The sequence below is a fragment of the Halomonas sp. C22 genome, from assembly GCF_007655045.1.
Taxonomy (GTDB): Bacteria; Pseudomonadota; Gammaproteobacteria; order Pseudomonadales; family Halomonadaceae; genus Vreelandella; species Vreelandella hamiltonii.
Window position 1 is genome coordinate 332174 of the sequence record NZ_VBVC01000003.1, and the last position, 22843, is coordinate 355016.

Sequence of the window (22843 nt, forward strand, 5' to 3'; positions counted from 1 at the left end):
CGTCATCGGATTATAAGTCGCTTCGATCCATTAAAGTGAGCGTTTCAATAAAAATAACCCTCGCATTTGACGCTCGTTTCCACCTTGCACCGCCTCCGTTAACTTACTGAAACACAAAGGCATAATGATTCGTTACAAAAAACGCAATTATGGAGCTATTTGCACCGATCTTCTTAAAGCTTGCCGACTCGCCATACGCGGGCTACTATCACCTGGCCAATTTGGCGCCTCATCGATGAAAGCGGAGTCCGCGACACGAACCTCTGAGGTACTCCAATGGGAGCCCTAAAACACCTGGTACGAACGAGTTGCCTGGCCACACTGCTGGTATTTTCTACCGCTCACCAAGCAGTTGCCAGTCAATCAGCAGTAAACCTGGAGCTAGAAGAAGGCGTTGCGTCTTTCTACAGTGACCGCTTCCAGGGAGCCCTTACCGCTAGCGGTGAAACCTTTGATCAGCAAGCCCTCACGGCGGCTCACCCAAGCCTCCCGTTCGGTACCAAAGTGCTGGTCACTCGCCCCGATACAGGGCAGGAAGTAGAAGTGATGATCAATGATCGTGGTCCCTTCGTTCAGGGACGAGTCATCGATCTTTCAAAGCGAGCGGCGCGCGCACTAGGCATGGTACGCCGAGGCACCGCCCCAGTGATGATCACTCTGGTAGATTAACGGATAACACACCCGCGAGCGTGTGCTACCCCTTAAACGATCAGCGTTGCCATGCAACCTGCTGACTAAAAGCGGCCCCCAGCGGGGCCGCTTTTTTATGGCCTAATGAACCTGAAAGCAGGCTAATGGTCTTTATGAGGCAAGGATTACCGCATTCCCTGACAGCAGGAGGCTATGATGATTTCTCGTTTCTACACGCTCACGACCTACCCCGCAGGCCTACCCGACCTCTCTACGTTCGCGCTGGAAAGTGCCGAGCTGCCGGAACTGGAAGAGGGCGAGGTTCGCATCCAGAATCGCTGGCTATCGGTCGACCCTTACATGCGCGGCAGAATGACGGGCATGCGCACTTACATTGCCCCTTTCGAGCTGGGCAAGCCCATGGAAGGCGGCGCCATTGGTGAGGTCATCGCATCAAGGCATCCCGATATCAAGGAAGGCCAGCGCGTTAGCCACATGGGCGGCTGGCGAGACATTGCCCAACTGCTGGGCGAAAGCGTCACCCCGCTGCCGGAAGGCGACGCCCCCGAGCAAGCCTATCTGGGCGTGCTTGGCATGCCGGGCATGACCGCCTGGACAGGCCTGAACCTGATTGCCGAATGCAAACCCAGCGATAACGTGCTGGTCAGTGCCGCCAGCGGTGCCGTGGGGTCACTGGCGGTACAGCTGGCCAAGGCCAAGGGGTGCCATGTGGTGGGCATTGCCGGGGCGGCCCACAAGCTGGCCTGGCTGGAGTCCATCGGCGTCGAGCCAGTCACCTATCAGGACCGCACTGCGCAGGAGCTCAGCGACGCCATCAAGCTTGCCAGCCCGAACGGCATCGATGTCTATTTCGAAAACGTGGGGGGCATCTGCCTGGAAGCCGCGTTGGCTCAGCTCAACGAAGGGGCGCGTATCGCCGTCTGCGGCATGATCGAAGGCTACAATGCCGAGGCACCTGCGCCTGGCCCCCGCAACCTGTCACAACTGGTGGTCCGCAAGGCCAGAATGCAAGGCTTCATCGTGGCGGATCACTGGGCCAGCTATCGCTACTTCCTGAATGAAGTGACGCCTCAGGTGGCCGATGGTCGCATCGTCTACCAGGAGACCATCAAGGAAGGCCTGGAAAGTACCCCGGAGGCGTTTCTGGCGCTCTTCTCAGGCGCCAACACGGGCAAGATGCTGGTGAAGCTGTAACTCACCAGGCATTCGCTACCACCCCATCTTATGCTCAGGGGGCAGCCCAGGCTGCCCCCTGCTATCTACAGCGCTATCGTGTTGGCTTAGCGATCGGTTTGGCTTAGAAGCTCAGCTCAACGCCGCCATGAACACTGCGCCCCGGCGCAGGCTCGTAAAAACGCCCAAAGGTGCCGTTGATGCGCACGTTGTCGTTGTACTCTTCGTCGAACAGGTTACGTAGCCCCAGATAAGCGCTCAGCCGCGTATCACCACTGAGCTGCCACTCATCGCCTACACGCAGGTTGACCAGCCAATAGCTGTCGACTTGGGTGGCATTGGCGTTGTCGGCCATCAGGCTACCGATATATTCGGTTTCCAGCGTGGCAAAACGTTCCTGTTGCTGCCAGGTCAACTGGTTGATCCAGGTCTGCTCGGGCAAGCCGGGGAGCCGATTGCCATCAAAATTCGCCCCTGAATCGTCAAAGTTATCGAACTCGTAGCGCGCCAGCGTCAAGGCACTGTTCACCCGCCATGCATCGGCCAGCTGCCAGCCCAGTGCCAACTCGATCCCGTCACGCTGGGTATCGCTGGCGTTCTCGTAGAAGGTGCGCCCTCCTTCATCGAAAGGCACCAGCTCATCGCGCACCCGCACGGAAAACAGCGCCAGATCGTAATCCAGGGCCAGCGGTTCGACATACCCGCGCATCCCGATTTCTCGATTCCAGGCTTTTTGCGGCTCGATGGCTGGGTTGAAGCCCCCGCCCGCAGGGTTGGCGAATTCGGCAAAGGTGGGGGTTTCGAACGCGGTGCCGGTGTTCAAATAGAGTTGATGCTGCGGCAGGTAACGGTAGCTCACCCCGGCCGAGCCGCTCCATTCGTTGAAGGAGCGTCGGCCACTCTGGTCGCCATCTGCCAGAAAGTCATCGTCTACCCTGAGCGCCACACGATCGAAGCGCGCGCCCAGCGAAAACGTCACCTGCTCGGAAAGCGCCAGATCCCCCTGAGCAAAGACGCCGCTGGAGGTGGCACGCTGGGTTTCGTCAGCCGAGGCATCCCCCACCGCGCCCACGGCATTGACCCGATTGCGGTAGCGGTCATCCTCCTGGCGAGCAAGGTCGACGCCGACCACGTAATCGAGGGGCAGCTCGCCCAGCATGGCTGCCTGGTGATACTCGGCGCTGGCCCCCATGTAATCACGGCGATAGCCCAAACGGCTGTCACCGACAAACGGCAGCTGCTGTTCGAAATCACGACGAGCCACAAAACCGCGCAGGTACAAGGCGCCGTCCCCCAGCGCCAAGTCTTCGTATTGCAGCCCCAGCACCTGCTGTTCGGCCTGCTGCCGGGCATCCAGCGCCAGGGCGTTGGGCGCAGCCTGATCGCGCCCCTGCGCAACCTCGGTGGCCGTCAGGGCACCGGGGTCTTCCGAGCGCGGGTTATCCAGCACGTTGATGATGGCCGTAAGTGCCCGTTCACTGCCCAACTCACGGCGCAGCTTGGCATTCAGCAGGTACTTTTCCGTGGCGCTCTGCTCGCGATAACCATCCACGTTGAGGGCCGTCAAGCTGACATGATGCGACCAATCCCCCTGCGCGCCACCGTGCTGCAGCGCCACTTTCTGATAGCCATGGCTGCCCGCCCCCAGACGGATGCGAGTGCCAGGGTTGTCACGCCCATCGGCTGTGGTCACGTCGATCACGCCTCCGGCAGCATTACCGTAAAGCACCGATGAGGGGCCGCGAATCACCTCGATCCGTTCGGCGCTGTCCAGGTCGATGGCATCCAGCTGCGCTTGACCATCCGGCAGGGTATACGGAATGCCATCCACCATCACCGTAATCCCCCGTACGCCAAAAGGCGCCCGGGCACCAAAACCACGAATGGCGATACGCTGGCCCTGGGCAAAATTATCACGGTTCTGCAGCGATACCCCGGGCACCCTGTTCAGCGACTCATCCAGCCGCACCCGCTGCTGCCCCTGCTGGATCTCCTGGGCGTCGATAGTCGAAACAGCCGCTGGGGTCGCATAGAGTTCACGGGCCAAACGGGGAGCGCTGACCTCCACGGCAGGCAGCACGGTACTGGCCTCGGGCGCAGTTTGCGCCGCCGCCGGGGTCATCACCACCGACCCCAACAACAGAGCCAGCGGTGTACGTGAAAACGGTAATTGAAAACGATGCATGGATTCCCTTCCCAATGATTGGCGCTCAGCCTAAGCTGAACGATAGTGTAAGTGGTTGGTCTTATAGGTTAGCTAAAAAAGCAAAGGAGGCTTTATGGCGTTGACAGCGACAGACCCGATCAAGATGATTTTTGCGGTGATCTTCCCCCCTCTCGGGGTGTTTCTCGAAGTCGGGCTAAAAGGACATTTCTGGCTCAATATCCTGCTGACCCTGTTTGGTTTCATACCGGGCATCCTTCATGCGTTCTATGTCATCTTGAAGCACTAGCCCGCTCGTATCACTCCGTCTGACAAACGCCGCCTTGCCTCGTGCAAGGCGGCGTTTTTGCACCCGTCTTTTCTTACCGGCATTTCTTTCCGAAGGTCATGCCTGCTTGTTGACAGCGGGGCTATCCGTTTCGGGTGGCGCTTCGCTCAGGTCGTTCCCTTCACTGCGGTTGATCACGGACGAGCCGACCAGGTCTCCCGTCACGTTCAGTGCCGTGGCCCCCATGCCGACCAACGCATCGATTGCCGTCAATAGCGCCACGGTTTCAATGGGCAGGCCCACTTGAGCAAATACCGTCGCGATCATGATGATACCCGCCCCGGGCACACCCGCCGTCCCGACGGTCACTAGCGTGCCGATCAGCACGATCTGGGCCATGCTCATGAAATCGAGCGGGGCACCAATGACGTTGGCGGCAAACACCGCCGAAATGGCAATACGAATTGCCGCGCCATCCATGTTGAGCGTTGCCCCAAGCGGCAAGCTGAAGCCATAGATGCTTTTCGGGATGCCCATGCGTTGGGCTGCATTGATGGTCAAGGGTAGCGTGCCTGCACTGCTTTGCGTCGCAAAAGCAGTCGCCATGGGCGTGCGCGCCTCACGAAAGAAGGTGCGTAACTTCACTCCGAACAGCATCATGATCAGGCAATAAATCAGCAGCTGTACCCCCAAGGCGATATAGAGCACCATCACCATATCCCCCAGCGATACCAGGGTTGCCATTCCCTGCTGGCTGACCGTCTTGGCGACAATGGCAAAGACCCCTATCGGTACGAAATGCAGCACGCCAGCCATGACCTTGAGGGTGACTTCGTTCAGCCCTTCGATCACCTGATAAAGCTGTTCTCCCAGCGCATGCTGCTGCTCGGATTGGCGCAACTTCAGCAGGGCAATGCCAAAGACCAAGGCGGTAAAAATGATGCCCAGCATGTTCAGCTCGGCAAAGGCCGTCACGATATTTCTGGGCACGATGTTCAGCAAAGCATCGACCACGCCTGGGCTCTCGGGAACCGAAAAGCTCGCACTATCATTCAGCGTCATGCCGCTGCCAGGACTGAACAGCGTCGCCACGCTCAAGCCCACCATGATCGCCAAGGCGGAGGACCCCAAATAGTAGAAGAACACCTTGCCCCCTACCCGACCGGCGCTCCCCTCACGCGATTGATTCACTCCCACCATGAGCGTGAACAGCACGATGGGCACGATGAGAAAGGTCAACAGACGCAGCAGCAAATCCCCGACCGGGCCTAGCCATGTGGCGACCCACTCGCCGCCCACCAGGCCGACCAGCACGCCCAGAACCAGCGCAATGGTCACGCGTAAAATAAGCGACGCCTGAAGATAGCGCTTCCATAGATATTTCATTGAGTGCCCTGTTGGTGTAAATGGTTGATGTAAATAGTTGGTGTGAATCGTGGGTATGAATCAGTGATAGGAATCAGCGGTCTACATCGTGCGTCGCAACATCATGACGTGGCCTAGCTTAGCATGGCGCATGGGGCCCATTTTACAACGCGCATGAAGGCCCCGTTCTCCACCACCCTAGTCACGCCACAGGTTTTCTCTTCGATTGCCGGAGCTCCCATGAACAGCATCAACCCCAACAAGCTACACCACAGCAAATGGACCGCGGTCACGCCTCGCAACAAGGAAAAACATTTCATCGTGACCCAGCTGCTGCGCGACGAGGAAGAGCAGGTCGTCGATGTCGTGCTGGAAGCCGTGCATTCCCACCGTGAAACCACGCTGCCCTGGCAGGCGCTCAAGGATGACCAGACGTGGAAAATGGGCTGGAAATAGCGCTTCCCATGGCAAGACTCAAAAAATAATCACGAAAGGCTTTGACCCGGCAGCGCAAGCATGACACTGTAGCGTCAGTTGGTTAGTAAGCAAGCAGCATGGTTTCAGTTGCGTACGATCTTTTTCGTTAGCCTGAATATTGTATTCCTTGTTTCACCCGCTACTTCATCTGGGTCATACCAGGAATTTTATTAAGGCGCATCAGCGCAAAGGATCTACACAATGGCAACTGGCACAGTTAAATGGTTTAACGACACCAAAGGCTTCGGTTTCATCGCTCCTTCTGACGGTGGCGACGATCTGTTTGCACACTTCTCCGAAATCCAGTCTGACGGCTTCAAAACCCTGCAAGAAGGCGCTAACGTCTCTTTCGACGTTACCCAGGGTAAAAAAGGCCTGCAGGCTTCTAACATCAAGCAAATCTCCTAAGTCTTCGGACTTGAGCATTTGCTGGAACCCACGCCTCGTGTGATGGGTTCCACCAGAAAGGCCCGCTTCGGCGGGCCTTTTTGCGTTTGAGCGTCATCTGCAAACTACACTCGCTCCCAGACGATGAGTCGTGCATCCACGGTCAACGACAGCGCCTCCAGATTCGCCGCTCGCTCGCGGCCTTCGGCACTGGCGCGGTAAAGGTGAGGCGTCATGGCCAGCAAATCGCCAATCGACTCGGCCCCCTTCAAAGTGACCACATAGCGCAGCTCATGCGCTGAATGCGCCACAAAGCCTGCGGACACCTCGGGAGACTTTTCACGGGCGGGCTTCAGGGTCGGGTAGATGACCTCACGCAGCTCTCGCAAATGCTCAGGCCCCGCTTCCACCTGCAGCAGCTGCCCACCCGGCTTGAGTACCCGCGCAAACTCCGCATGCACCGGAAAGCCGAACAGGCACAGCACGCTGTCCAGCGTGGCCGACTGTACCGGCAGCTGCGCATTGCTGCCCACCACCCAACGGCACGTCTCGGCCCCCTGCCTGGCAGCCGCCAGCACCGCCCACTTGGAAATATCCAACCCCATCAGCGCCAGCGACTGTTCGGCAGGCCATCGCCCCGCCAGTTCACGCAGGTAGTACCCCTCGCCACACCCCGCATCCAGGCAGTGATACGCCTCCTGCCCATGGGCATGGCGCTGGAGGATCTCGCTCACCGACTCGGCAATCGGCCGATAATGCCCCGCCGCCAAAAAACGCTGGCGGGCAGCCACCATGGGCTTGCTATCGCCAGGGTCCGTCGAGCGCTTCTGCTGCACCGGCAGCAGGTTCACATAGCCCTGTCTGGCCACATCGAAAGCGTGGCGGGCGGCACATCGCCACGTATTGCCTTCCAGATAGAGCGGTTCGCCATCGAGCGGGCAGGTCAGAGGCTGAAAGGGAGTTATGCTCATTGCTGCATCATGGCAGCCACCGAAAGAAGGCAAAATATAGTGCCCCATAGATTTAGCGCGTCACCAGGACAATGCCAATTAGAATAACGCCGCCGCCCATCATGAAATTAGGGCTTAACGGCTCGTTGAGTAGTAGGGTACCAAAAAGCACTCCAAAAAGCGGACCCAGAAAAGAGAACACCCCCAGCTGTGATGCACGATATCGACGTAACAAGGTAAACCACAGCATCAAAGCAGCAAACGAGATCACCAATGATTGAAAACCAAGACTGGCCATGGCTAGCCCTGTGAACTTGGCGCTGAATAGCTGACCAGATATAGCGGCCACAGGTAATAGCAACAGCGCTGTGACACTGAGCTGATAGCTCAATGTCAGCTCTGCAGGGGCCTCAGAAAGAGAAGTCTTACGAATGATGACCGTCGTTGCCGCCCAGGAAAGCCCGGCCAGTAACCCCAGTGAATCGCCGATCAGAATATCGACGCTGTAAGCACCGCTTGGAGCCATGGCAATCACCATGCCCAAAAACGCTAACCCTACTCCCCACCATTGACGAAGCGACAGCTGCTCACCAGGCACCCAAAGATGCAATCCAAGCGCTGCGAAAATGGGAGCCGTATACAGGAAGACCGACATATGGGATGCCAGGGTATAAGTAAGCCCCCAAGCCACAAAAGAAAACTCTGCTGCAAAACCCATCCCTACGAGTAAACCAGGCACCCAATGGCGCTTTACCGTCTTCCAGCGCAAGCCACGCCAATAAGCCAGCAACCCTACCAAGCAGCCAGCGATAGCAGAGCGTAAGGCAACCTGAGCTAGAGGTGAGATATCATCAGCCACTCCCTTGATGGCCACTTGCTGAAACCCTAATACAATACAAAAAATCAACATCAGCGATGCCGCGGTCATGTCGACTGATTTTCGTTGCGAGCCTGCTTCCTGCCAGCAAGCCTGGCTCCTCATGGCTATCTTTTGGTGGTTCACAATAAGCTCCTATAACATCAAGATGCTCATTGCAGCAGGAAGCCAAACCATACACAAACGATTACTTTTCGCGCCCAGGCTTAGGAAAACTCACGCCATGAGAATCGGAAAATTGCCACTGAATGCACTACGTGCCTTTGCCGAGGCCGCAAAAGCAAACAGTTTTAAAGCGGCAGCGCAACGCCTCGGGGTGACCCCTGGCGCAGTGAGTCGCCAGGTCAAACAATTAGAAGATCACTTGGGTGTCATGCTATTCGAGCGATATGCCCATGGGGTACGTACAACCGAGGCAGGCCAAGCTCTCGCGGAAGACGTTCTTGCGGGTTTATCACGTATCGCTAACGGAGTTCAGCATGTCACCGAGCGCTCCCAAGGAGCGTTCCGCTTATTGCTCAGCGCACCGCCTTCCTTCTTGCAACTTTGGCTACTGCCTCGTTTGCCACGCTTTGAAGCTCGTGAGCAGCAAATCGAAATCTCGTTGGATGCCGAGGCACGTTTGACGCCTCCCATGTGGATGACCAACAGCGCTCGCATCTCGTTACGCTATGGCAAAGGGCCTTGGCCTGGTGTTGTTAGCCAACACCTTTTCGAAGATATCCTGTTCCCTGTGTGCTCACCGAATCTGTTAACGCACTCAGGCATCACGACACCTGGCGATCTGTTGAAACAGACATTACTTACCGTCCATTGGGACCACCACCAGAAATACGCCATTCCTGGCTGGCACGAATGGTTTCAACGCGCGGGGGTAGAAGTCATGAACCCTCCTCGTCAACGCCAATATTCGCTTTATAGTTTGGCACTCGACCAAGCCATGGCGGGACAGGGTCTCGTCCTGGCCAGCTACCCGCTTGTCGCCGAACGCCTTGCCAGCGGTGTGCTGGTTCGTCCCTTTGCAGATGACTTCTCTCTCGCGTCGCCCTTCACCTACGAGCTGATACTGCCCACTGAGGGCGAAACACCACCAGCAGTGGCATGCTTCGTCGAATGGCTAGCGCGTGAAGCGTCTCATTTTCGCGGCACCCCCTCATGACTTCGACTAGCTTAATGTTATTCGTCATGAGCCCCCTGGCTGCCAGCTAGAATGATGAAAAACATTGTGAAACGCCCCTAAAGACCCTATATAAGTCGACCTACGCGCTTACATTTGCAACAACCCAGTTGTTGCGAAAAGATCGTTGCAAAAGTGCCTTAACTTCCGACCACCTTGGTGAGACACCATGCAAGCATTGCTGCGCAGCGCGGGCGCCTGGCCCTACCTGATGGCCATTTTCCTCAATGCGTTTGTGGATCTAGGGCACAAGATCGTTATCCAGAACACGATTTTCAAAAGCTACGACGGTACGCAACAGGTGGTGCTGACGGCGCTGGTGAATGGCCTGATTCTGCTGCCGTTCATTCTGCTGTTCAGCCCTGCGGGCCATCTTTCCGACCGGATCCCCCGCGTCAGCGTGCTGCGCGTCTCGGCCTGGGCGGCCGTGGCGGTGTCGCTCGGTATCACGGCGGCTTACTACCAGGGCTGGTTCTGGCTGGCGTTTGCCATGACGCTGCTGCTGGCCATTCAGTCGGCCTTCTACTCCCCTGCCAAGTACGGGTTGGTGAAAGGGCTGTTTGGCAAGCCACGTTTGGCAGAGGCCAATGGGCTGGTGCAAGCCGTCACCATCGCCGCGATACTGGCAGGCACCGTGGCCTTTACCGCGCTGTTCGAATACTGGGTGCCTGCGGGCGGCGGCTCCCCTGCCGAACTGCTGCGCCACATTGCCCCGTTGGGTTGGCTGCTGGTCCTCAACAGCGGCCTGCAGGTGGTCGCTCTGTACCGCTTGCCGCTGGACCCACCGCGCCCCGCGCCCACCCCCTTGACCTGGGCGCGCTACCGCAGCGGCACCGCCCTCAGGGAAAACCTGCGACTGATTGCCCAGCAGCCCGTACTGCGGTTGTCGATCATCGGCCTGGCCACGTTCTGGTCGGTGGGCCAGGTGCTGCTGGCCGCCTTTCCGTCCTATGCCAAGGATGCGCTTTCCATCGATAACACGCTGGTGCTGCAAACCATCCTGGCCGCCAGCGGGATCGGGATTGCGCTGGGGTCGCTGCTGGCCAGCTCGCTGTCCCGCAACCGCATCGAAACCGGGCTGATTCCGGTGGGAGCCGTTGGGGTCGCCATCGGCCTGTGGTGCCTGCCCCTGTTCACGACGCCCACCAGCCAGGCGTTGAACTTCGTGTTCATCGGCATCATGGGCGGGCTGTTCATCGTGCCGCTGAACGCACTGATTCAGTTCCATGCGGCCGACCACCAGTTGGGCACCGTGATGGCCGCCAATAATTGGATCCAGAACCTGGCCATGCTGGGCTTTCTGGCGCTCACCGCGCTGTTCGCTCTGGCAGGGGTCGATAGCCACTATCTGCTGCTGTTGATTGCCAGCGTTGCCATGGCGGGCGGCGCTTACACTATCTTGAAGCTGCCGCAGAGCCTGGTGCGCTTCGTATTGGGATTTCTGCTCACCCGCCGCTATCGGGTTGAAGTGCATGGCCTGGAGAACCTGCCTGCCCAGGGGGGCGTACTGCTGCTGGGCAACCATATCAGCTGGATCGACTGGGCCATGGTGCAGATTGCCAGCCCACGCCCCGTGCGCTTCGTGATGCTGCGCTCCATTTATCAACGCTGGTACCTGCGCTGGTTTTTCAAGGCCCTGGGCTGCATCCCCATCGAACGCGGCGAGCAGGCCGACATTGCGCTGGCCAAAGTGGCCAACATGCTCAATGCAGGCGAGGTCGTGTGCCTGTTTCCAGAGGGTGCCATCAGCTATAACGGCCAACTGGGCGAGCTGCGCCGAGGCTACGAGCGCGCCTGCCAGCAGGCCGACCCGAGTGTGTGCATCGTGCCCTTCTATCTGCGTGGGCTGTGGGGCAGTCAGTTCTCCCGCTCCTCCAGCAAGCTGAAGGAGCTGCGCAACGCGCCGCTGCACCGCGCCGTGGTGGTTGCCTTTGGCAAGCCGCTGCCGAAAGACACCTCCGCCGATGTGCTCAAGCGGCGCATTTTCGAACAGGCTACCCACTCCTGGCTGCATGCCATGGATACCTTGCCCAGCCTGCCCTGCGCCTGGATCAAAAGCGTCAAACGCCGCCCCGGCGCGCCTGCCGTGGCAGATACGTTGGGTGGCGCATTGAGTGCCGGCCAGGCGCTCACTGGCAGCCTGTTGATCGCCAAACGTCTGATGCGCCACAGCGCCCAGGAGCCCGTCGTCGGGGTGTTGCTGCCCACCAGCTCGGCGGGAGTATTGGCCAATATGGCGACGCTGTTGGCGGGTAAAACGCTGGTCAACCTGAACTATACGGCCAGCCAGGAGGCCCTGGCCTTTGCACTTCAGCAGGCAGAGGTACGCACGCTGCTCACCTCCCGGCGGTTTGTCACCAGGCTGGAGCAGCGCGGCTTCGACGTCACACCGCTGTTGGCCAGCCTTCGCGTTCTTTACCTGGAAGACCTGCAGGCCAGCATGACGCGCCGAGAGCGGCTGATGACCTGGCTAGCCGTTCGCTGCCTCCCCGGTTGGCTGCTGCAAACGCTCTTCTGCCGCGCACAGGATGCCCGCGCCACGGCGGCCATCCTGTTCTCCAGCGGCAGCGAAGGGATGCCCAAGGGGGTCATGCTCAGCCACCGCAACCTGATGGCCAATATCAAGCAAACCTCCGACGTACTGAACACCCAGCACGACGATGTGGTGATGGCCTCGCTGCCGACATTTCATGCGTTTGGGTTCACGGTGACTCAGCTGCTGCCACTGGTGGAAGGGCTGCCCCTGGTCTGCCACGCCGACCCGACCGACGTATCCGGGGTTGCCAAGGCCGTCAGCCAACACCAGGCCACCATCATGTTCGGCACCTCCAGCCTGCTGCGGCTGTTCAGCCGTCACCCCAAAGTGCAAGCCGAGCAGTTGCACAGCCTGCGCATCGTGGTCGCCGGTGCCGAGAAGCTGGATGAGCGCGTGCGAGAAGGCTTCATGGCCAAGTTCGGCATGCCCATTTATGAAGGTTACGGGGCCACCGAAACCGCTCCGGTGGTCTCGGTCAACTTGCCCGACACGCTGGGCTCCCGTTCGCAGCCGCTGCAAAAGGGGCATCAGCCGGGCACGGTGGGCATGCCGCTGCCGGGCACCAGCGTAAAAGTGGTCGATCCGGAAAGCCTGAATGAACTGCCCACCGGGCAAGCCGGTATGGTGATCGTCAGTGGCCCTCAGGTCATGCAGGGCTACCTCCATGACCCCGAACGCACTGCCTCGGCGCTCAAGACGCTGGATGGGCAACGGTGGTACGTCACGGGTGATAAAGGATACATGGACGAAGACGGCTTCTTGACCCTCATCGACCGCTACACGCGCTTTGCCAAGATCGCCGGAGAGATGGTCAGCCTGACCGCCGTGGAAAACGCCGTCCGCGCAGCCCTCGAAGAGGCCGACACCCCCTTGATGGCGGTCAGCCTACCCGACTCACGCAAAGGCGAGCGGCTGATACTGCTATCGGAAACACCCCTGGATCGCCAGGCAACCGCCTCGGCCATGCGCAGCCAAGGCACCCCCAACCTGATGATTCCAGACCACTGGCTCACGACGGCTGCCCTGCCCCGCCTCGGCTCCGGCAAAGCCGACTTCGCGAGCGCCAAGCGGTTGGCCAAGGAGCAGCTGGATATGGCCAACACCTAATGCCAAGGAATGCATGCCTCGACTTCGATCATCACTTACCAGGTTGCGTGGTATGCAGGTGCAACGCATGGGCAAAGAAGCCAAGCACCTTCTGATAGTGGAGATTTTGCCCTTCACTACCTGGAATGTGGTCCTCGCCAGCGTAGTAATGAACCTCCGGTTCGCGACCATGGTGACGCAAGCGCTGCTCAAGGCGTTTTGTCATCTCTACCGACCACATTTGATCATCGGTTCCGTGAGAAATGAACAGCGGGCCTGGATAACGTTCGATCTCGATAGGCGTTGTGGGCAGTAGACCATCATGACGCCCACGCCATTGCCAGGCTCGCTGACGGGCGTCCCAGGCTTGCCAACCTGGGTCGCCTGCATCCCGAAAACTTCGCGCATCGAAGGCGCCGCACACTACATCGGGTGGGCTATGCACGGCGATGGCGTCAGGCAAGCCAGGCATTGCCTCACGTGCCATCAGGGTACCCAGCAGTAGGGCTTGCTCGGCACCGCGAGAAACGCCGTAGAGGCCGACCCAGTCAGCCGCATAACCAGAAGCGCGTAACGCTAGCAGCGCTTCAGCGCTGCGCTCCAAGGGATAATCAATGATGTGCCCCGCATTCCAGACGTTGCCACCCTGTGAATAACCCAATGGAAACGCCAGGTATCCATGTGCAGCCAACAGCATCGCATCTCGATGGCTCCATCCCGACCAGGCCCCTTCCGAACCATGCAGCAGCATCACGGCAGGAAACGGCCCTTCACCGGCAGGGCCATAGGTCACGCCCCAACCAGGCAGCATCCGTTGCACGATATTGAGTGTCATCTCGCTAATCTGTCTCCGTCATGTTCATGATATCGGCCCGCATATCTGGGCAAATGCGCCCCTAGTCGGGTGCGCTGTTGCCTGAGGTTTCTGCGCTGCCTTCGCTGCTGGCGTCTCCGCGGTTGTCGCTGCTGCCTTCACCGGGCCCGCGGGGGGTGCGTTCATGGGTTTCCTGGCGGGCGCTCGACGTGGTTCCCGAGCGCTGGCCGTGGCCCTTGGCCACGTCGTGGTGGCTGATGACCATGACCTCGCGGGGCCACCATTCGGGGTGCTCATCGCGGATGTAGGCCATGAGCTGCTCGCGGATGTTCATTTCGGCGGTCCAGCCCGATAGCGGGTCGGAGGTCATCAGGTAGCAGGTGACGGTCTGCGCATGTGCCGTTTGGCCTGTGACGTAGCACAGCAGCTTGTGGTGCTCGACCACGGACTCTTCGGCCTCGGCAAACTCGATAAACTTTTCACGAATTTTGGAGATGTCGGCACTCAAGTGCAGCGTCAGCTCCAGAAAGCGATACATCTTGGCACTTTTGACCGACAGGTTCTCGAAAGGCTTCGAGATGAAGTAGGTCACCGGCACGATCAAGCGACGCTCATCCCAGGAGCGCAGGCGGATGAAGGTATAGAAGATACCCTCTACGTAGCACCATTGGCCCTCGAAGATCACCAGGTCACCGATGCGCACCGGCTTGGCCAGCGAAAGCTGAAAAGAGGAGAGAATGTTGCCCAGCACTGCCTGGCCCGCAATGCCCACCAGCACGGCCAGCACGCTGGCCGAGGCCAACAGCGAAAGGCCCAGGGATTCGAACAGCTTGATCTGCCCCAGCACGTACACCGATACCGACACCACCGTGACCAGAATGATGCCACGCCGCAAGGCGTACAGGCTGGTCAGCAGACGGCGCTTGTCGCGGGGTTTGGTATCGTCGATTTCCCCCACCAGGCGACGCGTCATGCGCAGCATGATGGTATCCACCAGGCGTAGCGCGATGGTGCCCGCGCCCCAGGCCATCACGGCAATCAGCAATACCCGGAAGGTGGTAGTGGCCACGGCGGAAAACGACACCACGTAATCCAGCAGTGCCTGAGTGAACAGCGCCATCACGATCAGCGCAACGGGCACCCCGATCTGGTCGGCGAAGATGGTCGACACACCGGAGGGCAACAGGCGCGCCACGAGCCTCACGGCATAGTAGGCCACGACGCCCACTCCGCTCACCGTCAGCAAAAACAGCGGAATGGCCAGCCACTCCCATACCTTCAGCATGCCGAACGAGGTCTTGAACCGCTCGGGGATATACTGCTCGATCACCGAAGGCCCGTACTCTTCATACAGCTCGGGAATCGCTGACACGCTCTCCGGCATCACCAGCCACACGGGGTCTTCATCGGGGATGCGGTAACGGCCCAGGCGCACATCGTACGCATCGCCATTGATCTGCAACGAGGCCAGCTCGATATTACGTCGGGGTTGGCCGGTCATCGGGTTCTGGCCGGACGGGTCTTCAATGGCCGCATCCTGACGCCCGGACAAGTTGGAGGCGTTGAGCCACTCGCCGCGCCGCAATACTTCGGCCAGCTGCTCGGCCAGTTCGGCCCCCCGGCCAGGCTGCTCACCCGAGTCGATATCCGCCAGGTTGAGCAGATGCGCGGCGGCCGCGTAGTCCCCCTCCTCGGTGAGCGTCAGGAAGCTGCGAATCGCCTCCCTGGGCGATAGCCGCTTGACCTCTTCCGGCGCTTCGCCCAGTCCGGCATTCAGCGTGTCTGCGGTGAACCAGCGCTCATCTTCGCTTTCGTCGCCCTGGCTCTGCGCCAGGCCCATGTGCGAGAAACATAGCCCTACCAGCAGTACTAGCCAGTATCGCCATCCGTGTGCTTTCGTCATTCTCGCCTCTATCCGTGCTTATGATTGGACCAAGTACAGACCACGATAGCCCGTGAGGCAAGTTACACCCCGGCGGGCTGGTCACGGAGCCAACTCTCCCAGGCGCTGCAACGCCTCATCATAAAGCCCCGTCAGCAGCAGCGCCCCTTGGGCATTTACCCGGAACTGGCCATAGCGCGCCGCTTCGTAGCGCTCGGCATGTCCCTCCTGAAAGAAGAAGGCGTCGGTGGCAAAGCGCACCTGCCCATGGCGCAGGCGAAACGCCAGGCGGCGCTCGTCACTGGCCAAGGGTGAGCCATCGTCCAGGCGCTGAAAACGAGCGACCTGTGCATCGTCCAGACGCACCACGACCTCGCCATTCAGGGCGTCAGGAAGGGCCTGGGAGTGATCCTCGTAAAGCGCCTGCCGCAACCGCTGGGCCAGCGCAAAGTCGAGCGCCATGTAATCGCCCTGCATCAAGGAACGCGGGTCCACCGGTGCCAGCGCCAGGTAGACGATTTCGCCTTCGGCCAGGTGGCGCTCCTTCTGCCAGATGGCAACATTGACGGCCGCCAGCACCAGCAGCGTGGAGAGCACCAGCGCCCAGCGGAAGCGGCTGGCACGGGCACGGCGCTCCTGCAGTCTGGAGTCAGCCTCGTGTGCGCGCCTCGCCAGCAGTCCACGCGCCCTCAACGCCGCTATTCCCAGCAATAGCAGCAGCCCGGATTTGGCCAGTAGCGACAGGTCCAGCCAGTAGTAATAGTGCCCCAGTGCCATCAGCCACAGCACCACGCCTGCGCCCAACACCAGCCGCTGACCCAGAGCGTATCCGAGCAACAGCAGCGCCAGCCCGGCGCTCAGCCCCGGCACGTAGAAGGCCACCCCAGCCGTGACCAACACGGCGGCATAGGCAAGCCTGCGTGAAGCGGGGGGCACGGCACACGCGGTGAGCGCACGATGTACCACCCACAGCAGGGCGCCCCCTGCCAGCAGGGTCGTGACACCGCGCACCAGCCCTGGCCAACGGGGCGCCGTACCCAGCAGGCTATCCAGCCCGCTGGGCGCCAGGGCGTATAGCACGCCTTGCACGGCCAGCAGGCCCATCAGCAAGCCCAGCCCCCAGGCGTGCATCGCCTCCGGGTGGCCACGCCCACACGAATACCCATGCCAAACGCTGACCACCGCCAACAGGATCAGGCCGCTGGCGGCAGCCCCCATACCGTGGAGTGCCAGAGCCATATAGAGCGCTATGCAGGCCAGCAACGTCGCCACGAAACGGTGCAACGCGCTGGGCATCACCACGGCCAGGCCGACCTGCAGCATCCACAGCAGCCAGACGCTCTTCCAGATACCGTTCCAGACACCGTTCCAACCACTGTTCCAACCACCCTCCGAGCCAGCTCCCCAACTACTCGCCAGCAACGCCCACGCCACCAGAAACTGCCCTGTCAGGCTGAAGACCAGCGCCAGATGCGTCATCACATCGTGCGAGCGCATTTTCCGTAGCACGATAAAGCCAAGCCCAAGGCAGCCCAGCCCCATCATCAGCGTCAGGGGGCCGCTGTCGATGACGGCCACCAACAGCGTTGCCACGAACCCCAGCAAACACAGCGCGGCCAGCCACCCGGCCACGGCCTGTACACCTCTCAGCAGCCATGGCAGCGGGCCTTCTCCCGCCATGCGCTTCAACCAAGCCACACTCGACATGCCCATCGCGGTGACGGCAATGGCCATCATCAGCAGGCCAATCGCGTAGCCGTCACTCGACAGCCAATAACGTGCCATCAGCCACAGGACCAGCACCATCACCGACAGGCACCCTCCCGCCAGCATGAACAACTCCAGGCGAAGGTAGCGATATACCCCGTACAGCAGCGCCAGCCAGGTGCCATATACGGCCACAGGCAGATAAGCGTGGGTCAACGCGCCCGACAGCCAGTGCATCATCAGCAGGGTCACCGGCACCCCGCTGCCCAACGCCAGCACGCGCAGCGCCCAGCCCGCTGGCCAGCCCCGCCGCTGCACGCCCCACTCCCAACCGGCCAGCGCCACGCTATTGACCACCGCCAGTCCCCACAGGCCCGCCACCTGAGGCCATCCCAACGCCCCCCATAACCCCCAAACGCTGGCATAGAGCCAGACGGCCATGTTCACCAGCCCCCACCACAGCAGCCACAGCCCGCTCAGGCGGGCCATGACGACCCAGGGCAGGGCCAATACCGCCCAACCCGCAAACAGTTGCCACGGGTCTGCCCCGGTCTGATACACCTGCCCGATCAGCGCCAGCAGCGCACCCACCACGCACACCGCCATGCATAGCGCCAACTGCCTGCCCCTGGGCCGCCGGGCCTGCCACAGCGCCATGCCCACGGCCAGCAACAGCACGGCTTGCAGCAAGCCCAGCCGCGCCCAGCGTCCCATGCCGACCCAGTGGTAGGCCACGAAAAACAGCAGCGCACCGGCAAGGGCCAGGCAAGCCAGCCAAGGCAGCAGCCGCATGAACAGCTGGTGCCAGTCCGCGCTCGTTGGGTAGCTCAGGGGGTTCTGCTCATCAACTCTTGAAGGCATACGCATGGAGTCCACAGGGGCCAAGGCCTTGGCCAGTAAGACATGACGCCTGACAGCGCCAAAGCGATATAAAGGTTATACACTGACAAAGAAGTGGAGAACTTCTCCTCTCCTCCATCGTCAAAGGTGACGCTCTTCCTGCATCTTGGACATGTTCTTCTACGCAGAGGCTCCCCCATGCTGATAAAAATTGCCAAGCCCAGTGATTTGAAAGAATCGGATGTCACCCCGGAATCCATCTATCTGTCGCGCCGACAATTCATGGGCGGCATGGCGGGGCTGGGAGCTGGGCTTGCGCTGTCGGGGCACGCCCGCGCCAATGCGGACTATTCGGATGTGCCAGCGGGCAGCGGCCCAGAGTGGCTGCAGCAAAAGATCGGCGATACCCAGTGGGGAGCCGTGACCCCCAGCGACCCCGACACAGACACTCTCACCCCCTTCGACGATGCCAGCGGCTATAACAACTTTTATGAGTTCGGCACCGGAAAAACCGACCCCGCCCGCCGGGCTGGCAGTTTAAAAACCGAGCCCTGGAGCGTGGTGGTCGATGGCGAAGTGAACAACGGCGGTCGCTTTGCGCTGGAAGACCTCGTCAGCCCTACCCGGTTCGAAGAGCGCATCTACCGCTTGCGCTGCGTGGAGGCGTGGTCGATGGTCATTCCCTGGCTGGGCATTCCGCTGGCCGACATCATCACCCGCGCCGAGCCCACCAGCAAAGCCAAGTACGTGCGCTTCGAAACCCTGGTGGACCCAGAGCAGATGCCTGGCCAGCGCTCGTCGTTTTCGCTGATCGACTGGCCTTACGTGGAGGGCCTGCGCATGGATGAAGCCATGCACCCGCTGACCCTGATGGCGCTGGGCATGTATGGCCGCGAGCTGCCCAACCAGAACGGCGCACCGCTGCGCCTGGTGGTGCCCTGGAAGTACGGGTTCAAGAGCATCAAGTCGATCGTGCGCATTTCGCTGGTCGAAGAGCAGCCGATGAACTCCTGGCAGCTGATTGCCCCCAATGAGTACGGCTTCTATGCCAACGTCAACCCGGAAGTGGATCACCCCCGCTGGAGCCAGGCCACCGAACGCCGCCTGCCCAACAGCCTGTTCAGCCCCAATACCATGGACACCCTGATGTTCAACGGCTACGCCGACGAAGTGGCCGAGCTGTATGCCGGCCTGGACTTGAGAGCCAACTACTGATGGCCACACCACGCACCTGGTGGCTATGGCGCGGCGGCGTGTTCCTGGCCGCGCTGGCCCCCCTGCTGTACTGGAGCGGTCAGGTGGCCAGCAACGCAGCAGGCCCGGAACCCGGGCGCTACCTGCTACTGAACCTGGGCATTGGCGCGCTTTGGCTATTGCTGATGACCCTGAGCCTGACCCCGCTGACCAAGCTCACCCGCTGGAAAGGCTTCAACCTGATCCGGCGGCAGTTGGGGCTGTGGACCCTCGCTTATGCGACCCTTCACCTGCTGAGCTATGCCCTGTTCATTCTGGGGCTGAACTGGGCCCTGCTGGGCAGTGAGCTGGTCAAGCGGCCCTACATCGTGGTGGGCATGATCGCCCTGCTGGGGCTGGCCGTGCTGGGAGCAACCTCCAACCGCTGGTCGATGCAGCGGCTGGGCAAACGCTGGAAGCCCCTTCACAAGTTTGCCTACGTCATCCTCGCCCTGGTACTGCTGCACTTCTTCTGGGTGGTACGCGCCGACCTGCGCGAATGGGCTGTGTATGCCGCCGTTTCCGCTCTGATCATGGCGACCCGCCTACCGCCGGTGGCACGCACGCTGCCCAAGCTGCGTGTTCGGTTCAGCCGCTCATGAGGTAATACCCCCCCACGTAGAAACAGGTTCATGTTCTGTTCATCGCATACGGTTATGCTGCGTGCTACCCACCGTATCCAGCATGGAGTCAACGACATGGCAGTCGACTATCGAAGCATGGCGCGGCGGATTCCTGCGCTGCTCCTTCTCTGCATGGCACACGGCGCTGCCGCAGAACAACCTCTTCGTGTGGAGCAGCTACAGCGCTGTGGCGACCTTCTGGCCACATCGCATCAGGAGTTTTGCCTGATCGTAAAAGGGCTCGACCATTCGGATTTCCAAGCCAAGCTGAACGGGGAGCCGATTCCCCAGCGCCAGCTTCGCTATGACGCGAACGAGGACGAGGGCGAGGTGCGTATCCGCCTGGAGGCGGATGAGGTGCAAAGCGGCCCGCTCTGGCTGGAACAAGACGACCAATCCAGCAACCCTGTCTGGGTCAGCCTCAAGGCCAGCCACGTCGTGGCGGCCACCGAGCAGGAGGTGGCCGAGAACATGGATGGCATCACCACCTACGTCGATCTGGTCAGTCTGATCATCGAAGAGAGCCACGAGGGTGCCGAAGAAGCTCAGCGGTTAGCGGAAAAGTATGGGGCCGAAGTGGTCGGGATGATCCCGCCTCTCAACACCTACCAGCTCCGGTTACCCGCCGACGACCTGGAAGCGCGCGATGCCCTGGTGCTGCGGCTTGGCAACGAAGTGAGCGTGGATGCCGTGGTCATCGAAGAGTCTGGCGCGGAAGAGAGCGTTGAGCGTGAAGCCGACGCGCCGCCCAGGGCGGACGACCAGGAGTGGGCGTCTAACCGCTTTCTGGATGCAGTGAACTTCTACCAGCGGCGCCTTGGCCAAGACAGTGATATCGACACACAGCCCATCCGCATTGGCGTCATCGAGCGCAACGTGGACTTCGATGCCCCCGACTTCGCCGACTACCTGGGCGACTGTCGCGCCGACACCCGCCGAACCTGCGTCTACGGCCGCGATGCCGCGACACCCGACGGCCATGGCACGACAGTGGCAGGCGTTCTAGCCGCAGCATGGAACGAAGGCGGCAACAGTGGCTTTCTGCGCGGGCTCGACGACGTTGGCCCAGGTTTCGACGTGATCGTGGAACGCAACTCCGATGCGGGCATCACGGCCAACATCGCCGCTTCGGTCAATCTGGTGGAGGACGGGGCGCGCGTGCTCAACTGGAGTTGGGGCATTCATCGGGTAGGTGCCATCGATATCAACGGCGACGTGGTCGATTCGCTGGTGCGCTCGGGCATCGCCATGAGCGGCTACGAAGAGCTGCTCGAAGAGTTTTTTCTCTGGCTACGCCGGGAACACCCGGAGGTGGTGGTCGTGAACTCTGCGGGCAACGCATCGTCGTTTTCCAGCCGCGACGAATATCGCCTGCCCTCTTCGTTCGTGACGGAGCAACTGTTCGTGGTCGGAGGACATGAGCGCAGCGACCAGGACGTCAGCGTAGAAGACCCTCGCTACGCCCAGAAACGCGATGCCTCGAATATCGACATGCGTGTGGACATCACGGCGGCGGCCTGCGTGCGCGGTTCAAGCCTGCAAGAAGACGAGCAAGGCCCCGCCCACTGCGGCACCTCTTACGCCACCCCGCTGGTGGCAGGCCTGGTGGCCGCCATGATGTCCATCGACCCTGCGCTGACGCCTGCACAGCTGCGTATGCTGATACGGCGCAGCGCCATGACCATCGGTGAGGAGTACGATTTCGAGCCGGTGGATGCCGACGACCTGACCGCCCCCATCTTGCCGTCCGAGCGCGCCAATGAACTCAATCATCCCGACGTGGGGCTTTCGGCCAGGCTGGATATGTACAAGGCTCTGGACCTGACGGTACAGAGCCTGGCACGGGAGCGCTGAAGGCCCCCTCGGCCATGCCGCGCTCCAGATACGGGCGGTAGATAAGCGCTCACCGCCCGTGTGCGATGGTGCCTAACCGAACACGCGACGCAGGTGGCGGCGATACTCAGCCTTGTCGCGCTCGACGTCCGGTGCCTTGATGACATCGTTGGCGATGAACGTGGGCTGGGCGGCCAGCCCGACGAACTCCTGGGATTTGTGGAACGCAAAGTAGACGCCATCGACCCCACGCCCTTCAAAGAAGTTGCCCGGCTCATCGAAGGCTTCGGCGGGGGCATTCCAGGTCAGCGACAGCATGTAGTGGCGGCCCTGCAGCAGCCCGCCGCTGCCGTACTGCTTGGAAGGGTCCTGACGCGAACGGCCATCGCTTGCGTACAGCGCGCCATGCCCCTCGGTAAAGACTTCATCGATATAGCGCTTGACCGTCCAGGGCGCGCCCATCCACCAGCCGGGCATCTGGTACACGATGGTGTCGGCCCACAGGTAGTGCTGTACTTCGGCAGCAGTCTCGTAGCCTTGCTCGATGACCGTCTCGCGCACTTCATGCCCCAGTTCCAGCAGGGTTTCCTTTGCAACGGCATGCAGCGTATTGTTGAGTTCACCACCAGAGTGGGCAAACACTTTACCGCCATTGATCAACAGTATCTTCATGGCTGACACCTCACTGTGTTGTCGATTGGCTCGCTTGATGTTTCACTGCGAGCCATTGAGTGGGCGATATTGTGCAGTGAACAATGCCTTGGAAACAGCGCTCACCCCGCAAGAGACTCTTGCACAAA

18 protein-coding genes are annotated in these 22843 nt (G+C 60.6%); 10 read left to right on the plus strand and 8 right to left on the minus strand.

Annotated elements, in window-relative coordinates:
• The first annotated feature begins 276 nt into the window (after nt 1-276).
• Together FEU76_RS08195 and FEU76_RS08200 are read left to right on the plus strand one after the other, a co-directional pair.
• A complete protein-coding gene (locus FEU76_RS08195; RefSeq protein ID WP_039176927.1) occupies nt 277-669 on the plus strand; it encodes a septal ring lytic transglycosylase RlpA family protein in 393 nt (130 codons plus the stop codon).
• A gap of 177 nt (nt 670-846) precedes the next feature.
• Nucleotides 847-1845: an NADP-dependent oxidoreductase gene (locus FEU76_RS08200; RefSeq protein WP_144982431.1), complete on the plus strand. Its 999-nt coding sequence runs from the start codon at nt 847-849 to the stop codon at nt 1843-1845.
• 103 nt (nt 1846-1948) lie between these two features.
• On the opposite strand, the gene FEU76_RS08205 is transcribed toward FEU76_RS08200, so the two are convergent.
• Complete coding sequence (locus tag FEU76_RS08205) at nt 1949-3946, minus strand: TonB-dependent receptor (protein WP_186299123.1); 1998 nt, start codon at nt 3944-3946, stop codon at nt 1949-1951.
• 157 nt (nt 3947-4103) lie between these two features.
• Between FEU76_RS08205 and FEU76_RS08210 the strand changes: the two genes are divergently transcribed.
• Nucleotides 4104-4277, plus strand: a complete 174-nt coding sequence (locus tag FEU76_RS08210; protein ID WP_016914759.1) for a YqaE/Pmp3 family membrane protein — start codon at nt 4104-4106, stop codon at nt 4275-4277.
• Between the two features lie 96 nt (nt 4278-4373).
• Here the strand turns inward: FEU76_RS08210 and FEU76_RS08215 are convergent, their stop codons facing one another.
• Nucleotides 4374-5642 (minus strand): dicarboxylate/amino acid:cation symporter, encoded by a 1269-nt coding sequence (locus FEU76_RS08215; protein WP_039183853.1) that lies wholly within the window; start codon nt 5640-5642, stop codon nt 4374-4376.
• Nucleotides 5643-5861: 219 nt separating this feature from the next.
• Between FEU76_RS08215 and FEU76_RS08220 the strand changes: the two genes are divergently transcribed.
• Together FEU76_RS08220 and FEU76_RS08225 are read left to right on the plus strand one after the other, a co-directional pair.
• The gene (locus FEU76_RS08220) at nt 5862-6077 is read left to right on the plus strand and encodes a TIGR02450 family Trp-rich protein (RefSeq protein ID WP_039183856.1); all 216 of its coding nucleotides are present in this window, start codon (nt 5862-5864) and stop codon (nt 6075-6077) included.
• 222 nt (nt 6078-6299) lie between these two features.
• Nucleotides 6300-6506: a cold-shock protein gene (locus tag FEU76_RS08225; protein ID WP_009095703.1), complete on the plus strand. Its 207-nt coding sequence runs from the start codon at nt 6300-6302 to the stop codon at nt 6504-6506.
• 104 nt (nt 6507-6610) lie between these two features.
• Here FEU76_RS08225 and FEU76_RS08230 read toward each other — a convergent pair whose 3' ends face one another.
• Both FEU76_RS08230 and FEU76_RS08235 read right to left on the minus strand, forming a co-directional pair.
• Nucleotides 6611-7456, minus strand: a complete 846-nt coding sequence (locus tag FEU76_RS08230; RefSeq protein WP_144982017.1) for a putative RNA methyltransferase — start codon at nt 7454-7456, stop codon at nt 6611-6613.
• A 52-nt stretch (nt 7457-7508) separates the two neighbouring features.
• Complete coding sequence (locus tag FEU76_RS08235) at nt 7509-8438, minus strand: DMT family transporter (protein WP_260851378.1); 930 nt, start codon at nt 8436-8438, stop codon at nt 7509-7511.
• 97 nt (nt 8439-8535) lie between these two features.
• Here FEU76_RS08235 and FEU76_RS08240 point away from each other — a divergent pair, with 97 nt between their 5' ends.
• Both FEU76_RS08240 and FEU76_RS08245 read left to right on the plus strand, forming a co-directional pair.
• Nucleotides 8536-9471 carry a LysR substrate-binding domain-containing protein gene (locus tag FEU76_RS08240; RefSeq protein WP_081195730.1) on the plus strand — a complete coding sequence of 312 codons (936 nt, stop codon included), beginning with the start codon at nt 8536-8538 and terminating at the stop codon, nt 9469-9471.
• Nucleotides 9472-9658: 187 nt separating this feature from the next.
• Nucleotides 9659-13132, plus strand: a complete 3474-nt coding sequence (locus FEU76_RS08245; protein ID WP_144982020.1) for an acyl-[ACP]--phospholipid O-acyltransferase — start codon at nt 9659-9661, stop codon at nt 13130-13132.
• Nucleotides 13133-13163: 31 nt separating this feature from the next.
• Here the strand turns inward: FEU76_RS08245 and FEU76_RS08250 are convergent, their stop codons facing one another.
• The 3 genes from FEU76_RS08250 to FEU76_RS08260 form a co-directional block, all read right to left on the minus strand.
• Nucleotides 13164-13946 (minus strand): alpha/beta hydrolase family protein, encoded by a 783-nt coding sequence (locus tag FEU76_RS08250; RefSeq protein WP_144982023.1) that lies wholly within the window; start codon nt 13944-13946, stop codon nt 13164-13166.
• A 61-nt stretch (nt 13947-14007) separates the two neighbouring features.
• Nucleotides 14008-15828 (minus strand): mechanosensitive ion channel family protein, encoded by a 1821-nt coding sequence (locus tag FEU76_RS08255; protein ID WP_144982026.1) that lies wholly within the window; start codon nt 15826-15828, stop codon nt 14008-14010.
• An 81-nt stretch (nt 15829-15909) separates the two neighbouring features.
• Complete coding sequence (locus FEU76_RS08260) at nt 15910-18375, minus strand: GDYXXLXY domain-containing protein (protein ID WP_186299116.1); 2466 nt, start codon at nt 18373-18375, stop codon at nt 15910-15912.
• A 177-nt stretch (nt 18376-18552) separates the two neighbouring features.
• On the opposite strand from FEU76_RS08260, the gene msrP reads away from it, so the two are divergent.
• From msrP to FEU76_RS08275, 3 genes are all read left to right on the plus strand, one after another.
• Complete coding sequence (gene msrP / locus FEU76_RS08265) at nt 18553-19569, plus strand: protein-methionine-sulfoxide reductase catalytic subunit MsrP (protein ID WP_039183466.1); 1017 nt, start codon at nt 18553-18555, stop codon at nt 19567-19569.
• The gene (gene msrQ, locus FEU76_RS08270) at nt 19569-20189 is read left to right on the plus strand and encodes a protein-methionine-sulfoxide reductase heme-binding subunit MsrQ (protein WP_039183468.1); all 621 of its coding nucleotides are present in this window, start codon (nt 19569-19571) and stop codon (nt 20187-20189) included. Before msrP ends, msrQ begins: the two co-directional genes overlap by 1 nt.
• 96 nt (nt 20190-20285) lie before the next feature.
• The gene (locus FEU76_RS08275) at nt 20286-22064 is read left to right on the plus strand and encodes a S8/S53 family peptidase (protein ID WP_144982032.1); all 1779 of its coding nucleotides are present in this window, start codon (nt 20286-20288) and stop codon (nt 22062-22064) included.
• Nucleotides 22065-22136: 72 nt separating this feature from the next.
• Here the strand turns inward: FEU76_RS08275 and FEU76_RS08280 are convergent, their stop codons facing one another.
• Complete coding sequence (locus FEU76_RS08280; RefSeq protein ID WP_144982035.1) at nt 22137-22715, minus strand: NAD(P)H-dependent oxidoreductase; 579 nt, start codon at nt 22713-22715, stop codon at nt 22137-22139.
• Between the last annotated feature and the right edge of the window lie 128 nt (nt 22716-22843).

Excerpts from the sequence above, each read along its gene's own strand:
- FEU76_RS08275 (WP_144982032.1), top strand. The coding sequence starts at position 20,286 with ATGGCAGTCGACTATCGAAGCATGGCGCGGCGGATTCCTGCGCTGCTC.
- FEU76_RS08210 (WP_016914759.1), top strand. The coding sequence starts at position 4,104 with ATGGCGTTGACAGCGACAGACCCGATCAAGATGATTTTTGCGGTGATC.
- FEU76_RS08220 (WP_039183856.1), top strand. The coding sequence starts at position 5,862 with ATGAACAGCATCAACCCCAACAAGCTACACCACAGCAAATGGACCGCG.
- FEU76_RS08245 (WP_144982020.1), top strand. The coding sequence starts at position 9,659 with ATGCAAGCATTGCTGCGCAGCGCGGGCGCCTGGCCCTACCTGATGGCC.
- msrQ (WP_039183468.1), top strand. The coding sequence starts at position 19,569 with ATGGCCACACCACGCACCTGGTGGCTATGGCGCGGCGGCGTGTTCCTG.
- FEU76_RS08240 (WP_081195730.1), top strand. The coding sequence starts at position 8,536 with ATGAGAATCGGAAAATTGCCACTGAATGCACTACGTGCCTTTGCCGAG.
- FEU76_RS08225 (WP_009095703.1), top strand. The coding sequence starts at position 6,300 with ATGGCAACTGGCACAGTTAAATGGTTTAACGACACCAAAGGCTTCGGT.
- FEU76_RS08280 (WP_144982035.1), bottom strand. The coding sequence starts at position 22,715 with ATGAAGATACTGTTGATCAATGGCGGTAAAGTGTTTGCCCACTCTGGT.
- FEU76_RS08215 (WP_039183853.1), bottom strand. The coding sequence starts at position 5,642 with ATGAAATATCTATGGAAGCGCTATCTTCAGGCGTCGCTTATTTTACGC.
- FEU76_RS08250 (WP_144982023.1), bottom strand. The coding sequence starts at position 13,946 with ATGACACTCAATATCGTGCAACGGATGCTGCCTGGTTGGGGCGTGACC.
- msrP (WP_039183466.1), top strand. The coding sequence starts at position 18,553 with ATGCTGATAAAAATTGCCAAGCCCAGTGATTTGAAAGAATCGGATGTC.
- FEU76_RS08260 (WP_186299116.1), bottom strand. The coding sequence starts at position 18,375 with ATGCCTTCAAGAGTTGATGAGCAGAACCCCCTGAGCTACCCAACGAGC.
- FEU76_RS08205 (WP_186299123.1), bottom strand. The coding sequence starts at position 3,946 with ATGACCCCGGCGGCGGCGCAAACTGCGCCCGAGGCCAGTACCGTGCTG.
- FEU76_RS08200 (WP_144982431.1), top strand. The coding sequence starts at position 847 with ATGATTTCTCGTTTCTACACGCTCACGACCTACCCCGCAGGCCTACCC.
- FEU76_RS08195 (WP_039176927.1), top strand. The coding sequence starts at position 277 with ATGGGAGCCCTAAAACACCTGGTACGAACGAGTTGCCTGGCCACACTG.
- FEU76_RS08255 (WP_144982026.1), bottom strand. The coding sequence starts at position 15,828 with ATGACGAAAGCACACGGATGGCGATACTGGCTAGTACTGCTGGTAGGG.
- FEU76_RS08230 (WP_144982017.1), bottom strand. The coding sequence starts at position 7,456 with ATGAGCATAACTCCCTTTCAGCCTCTGACCTGCCCGCTCGATGGCGAA.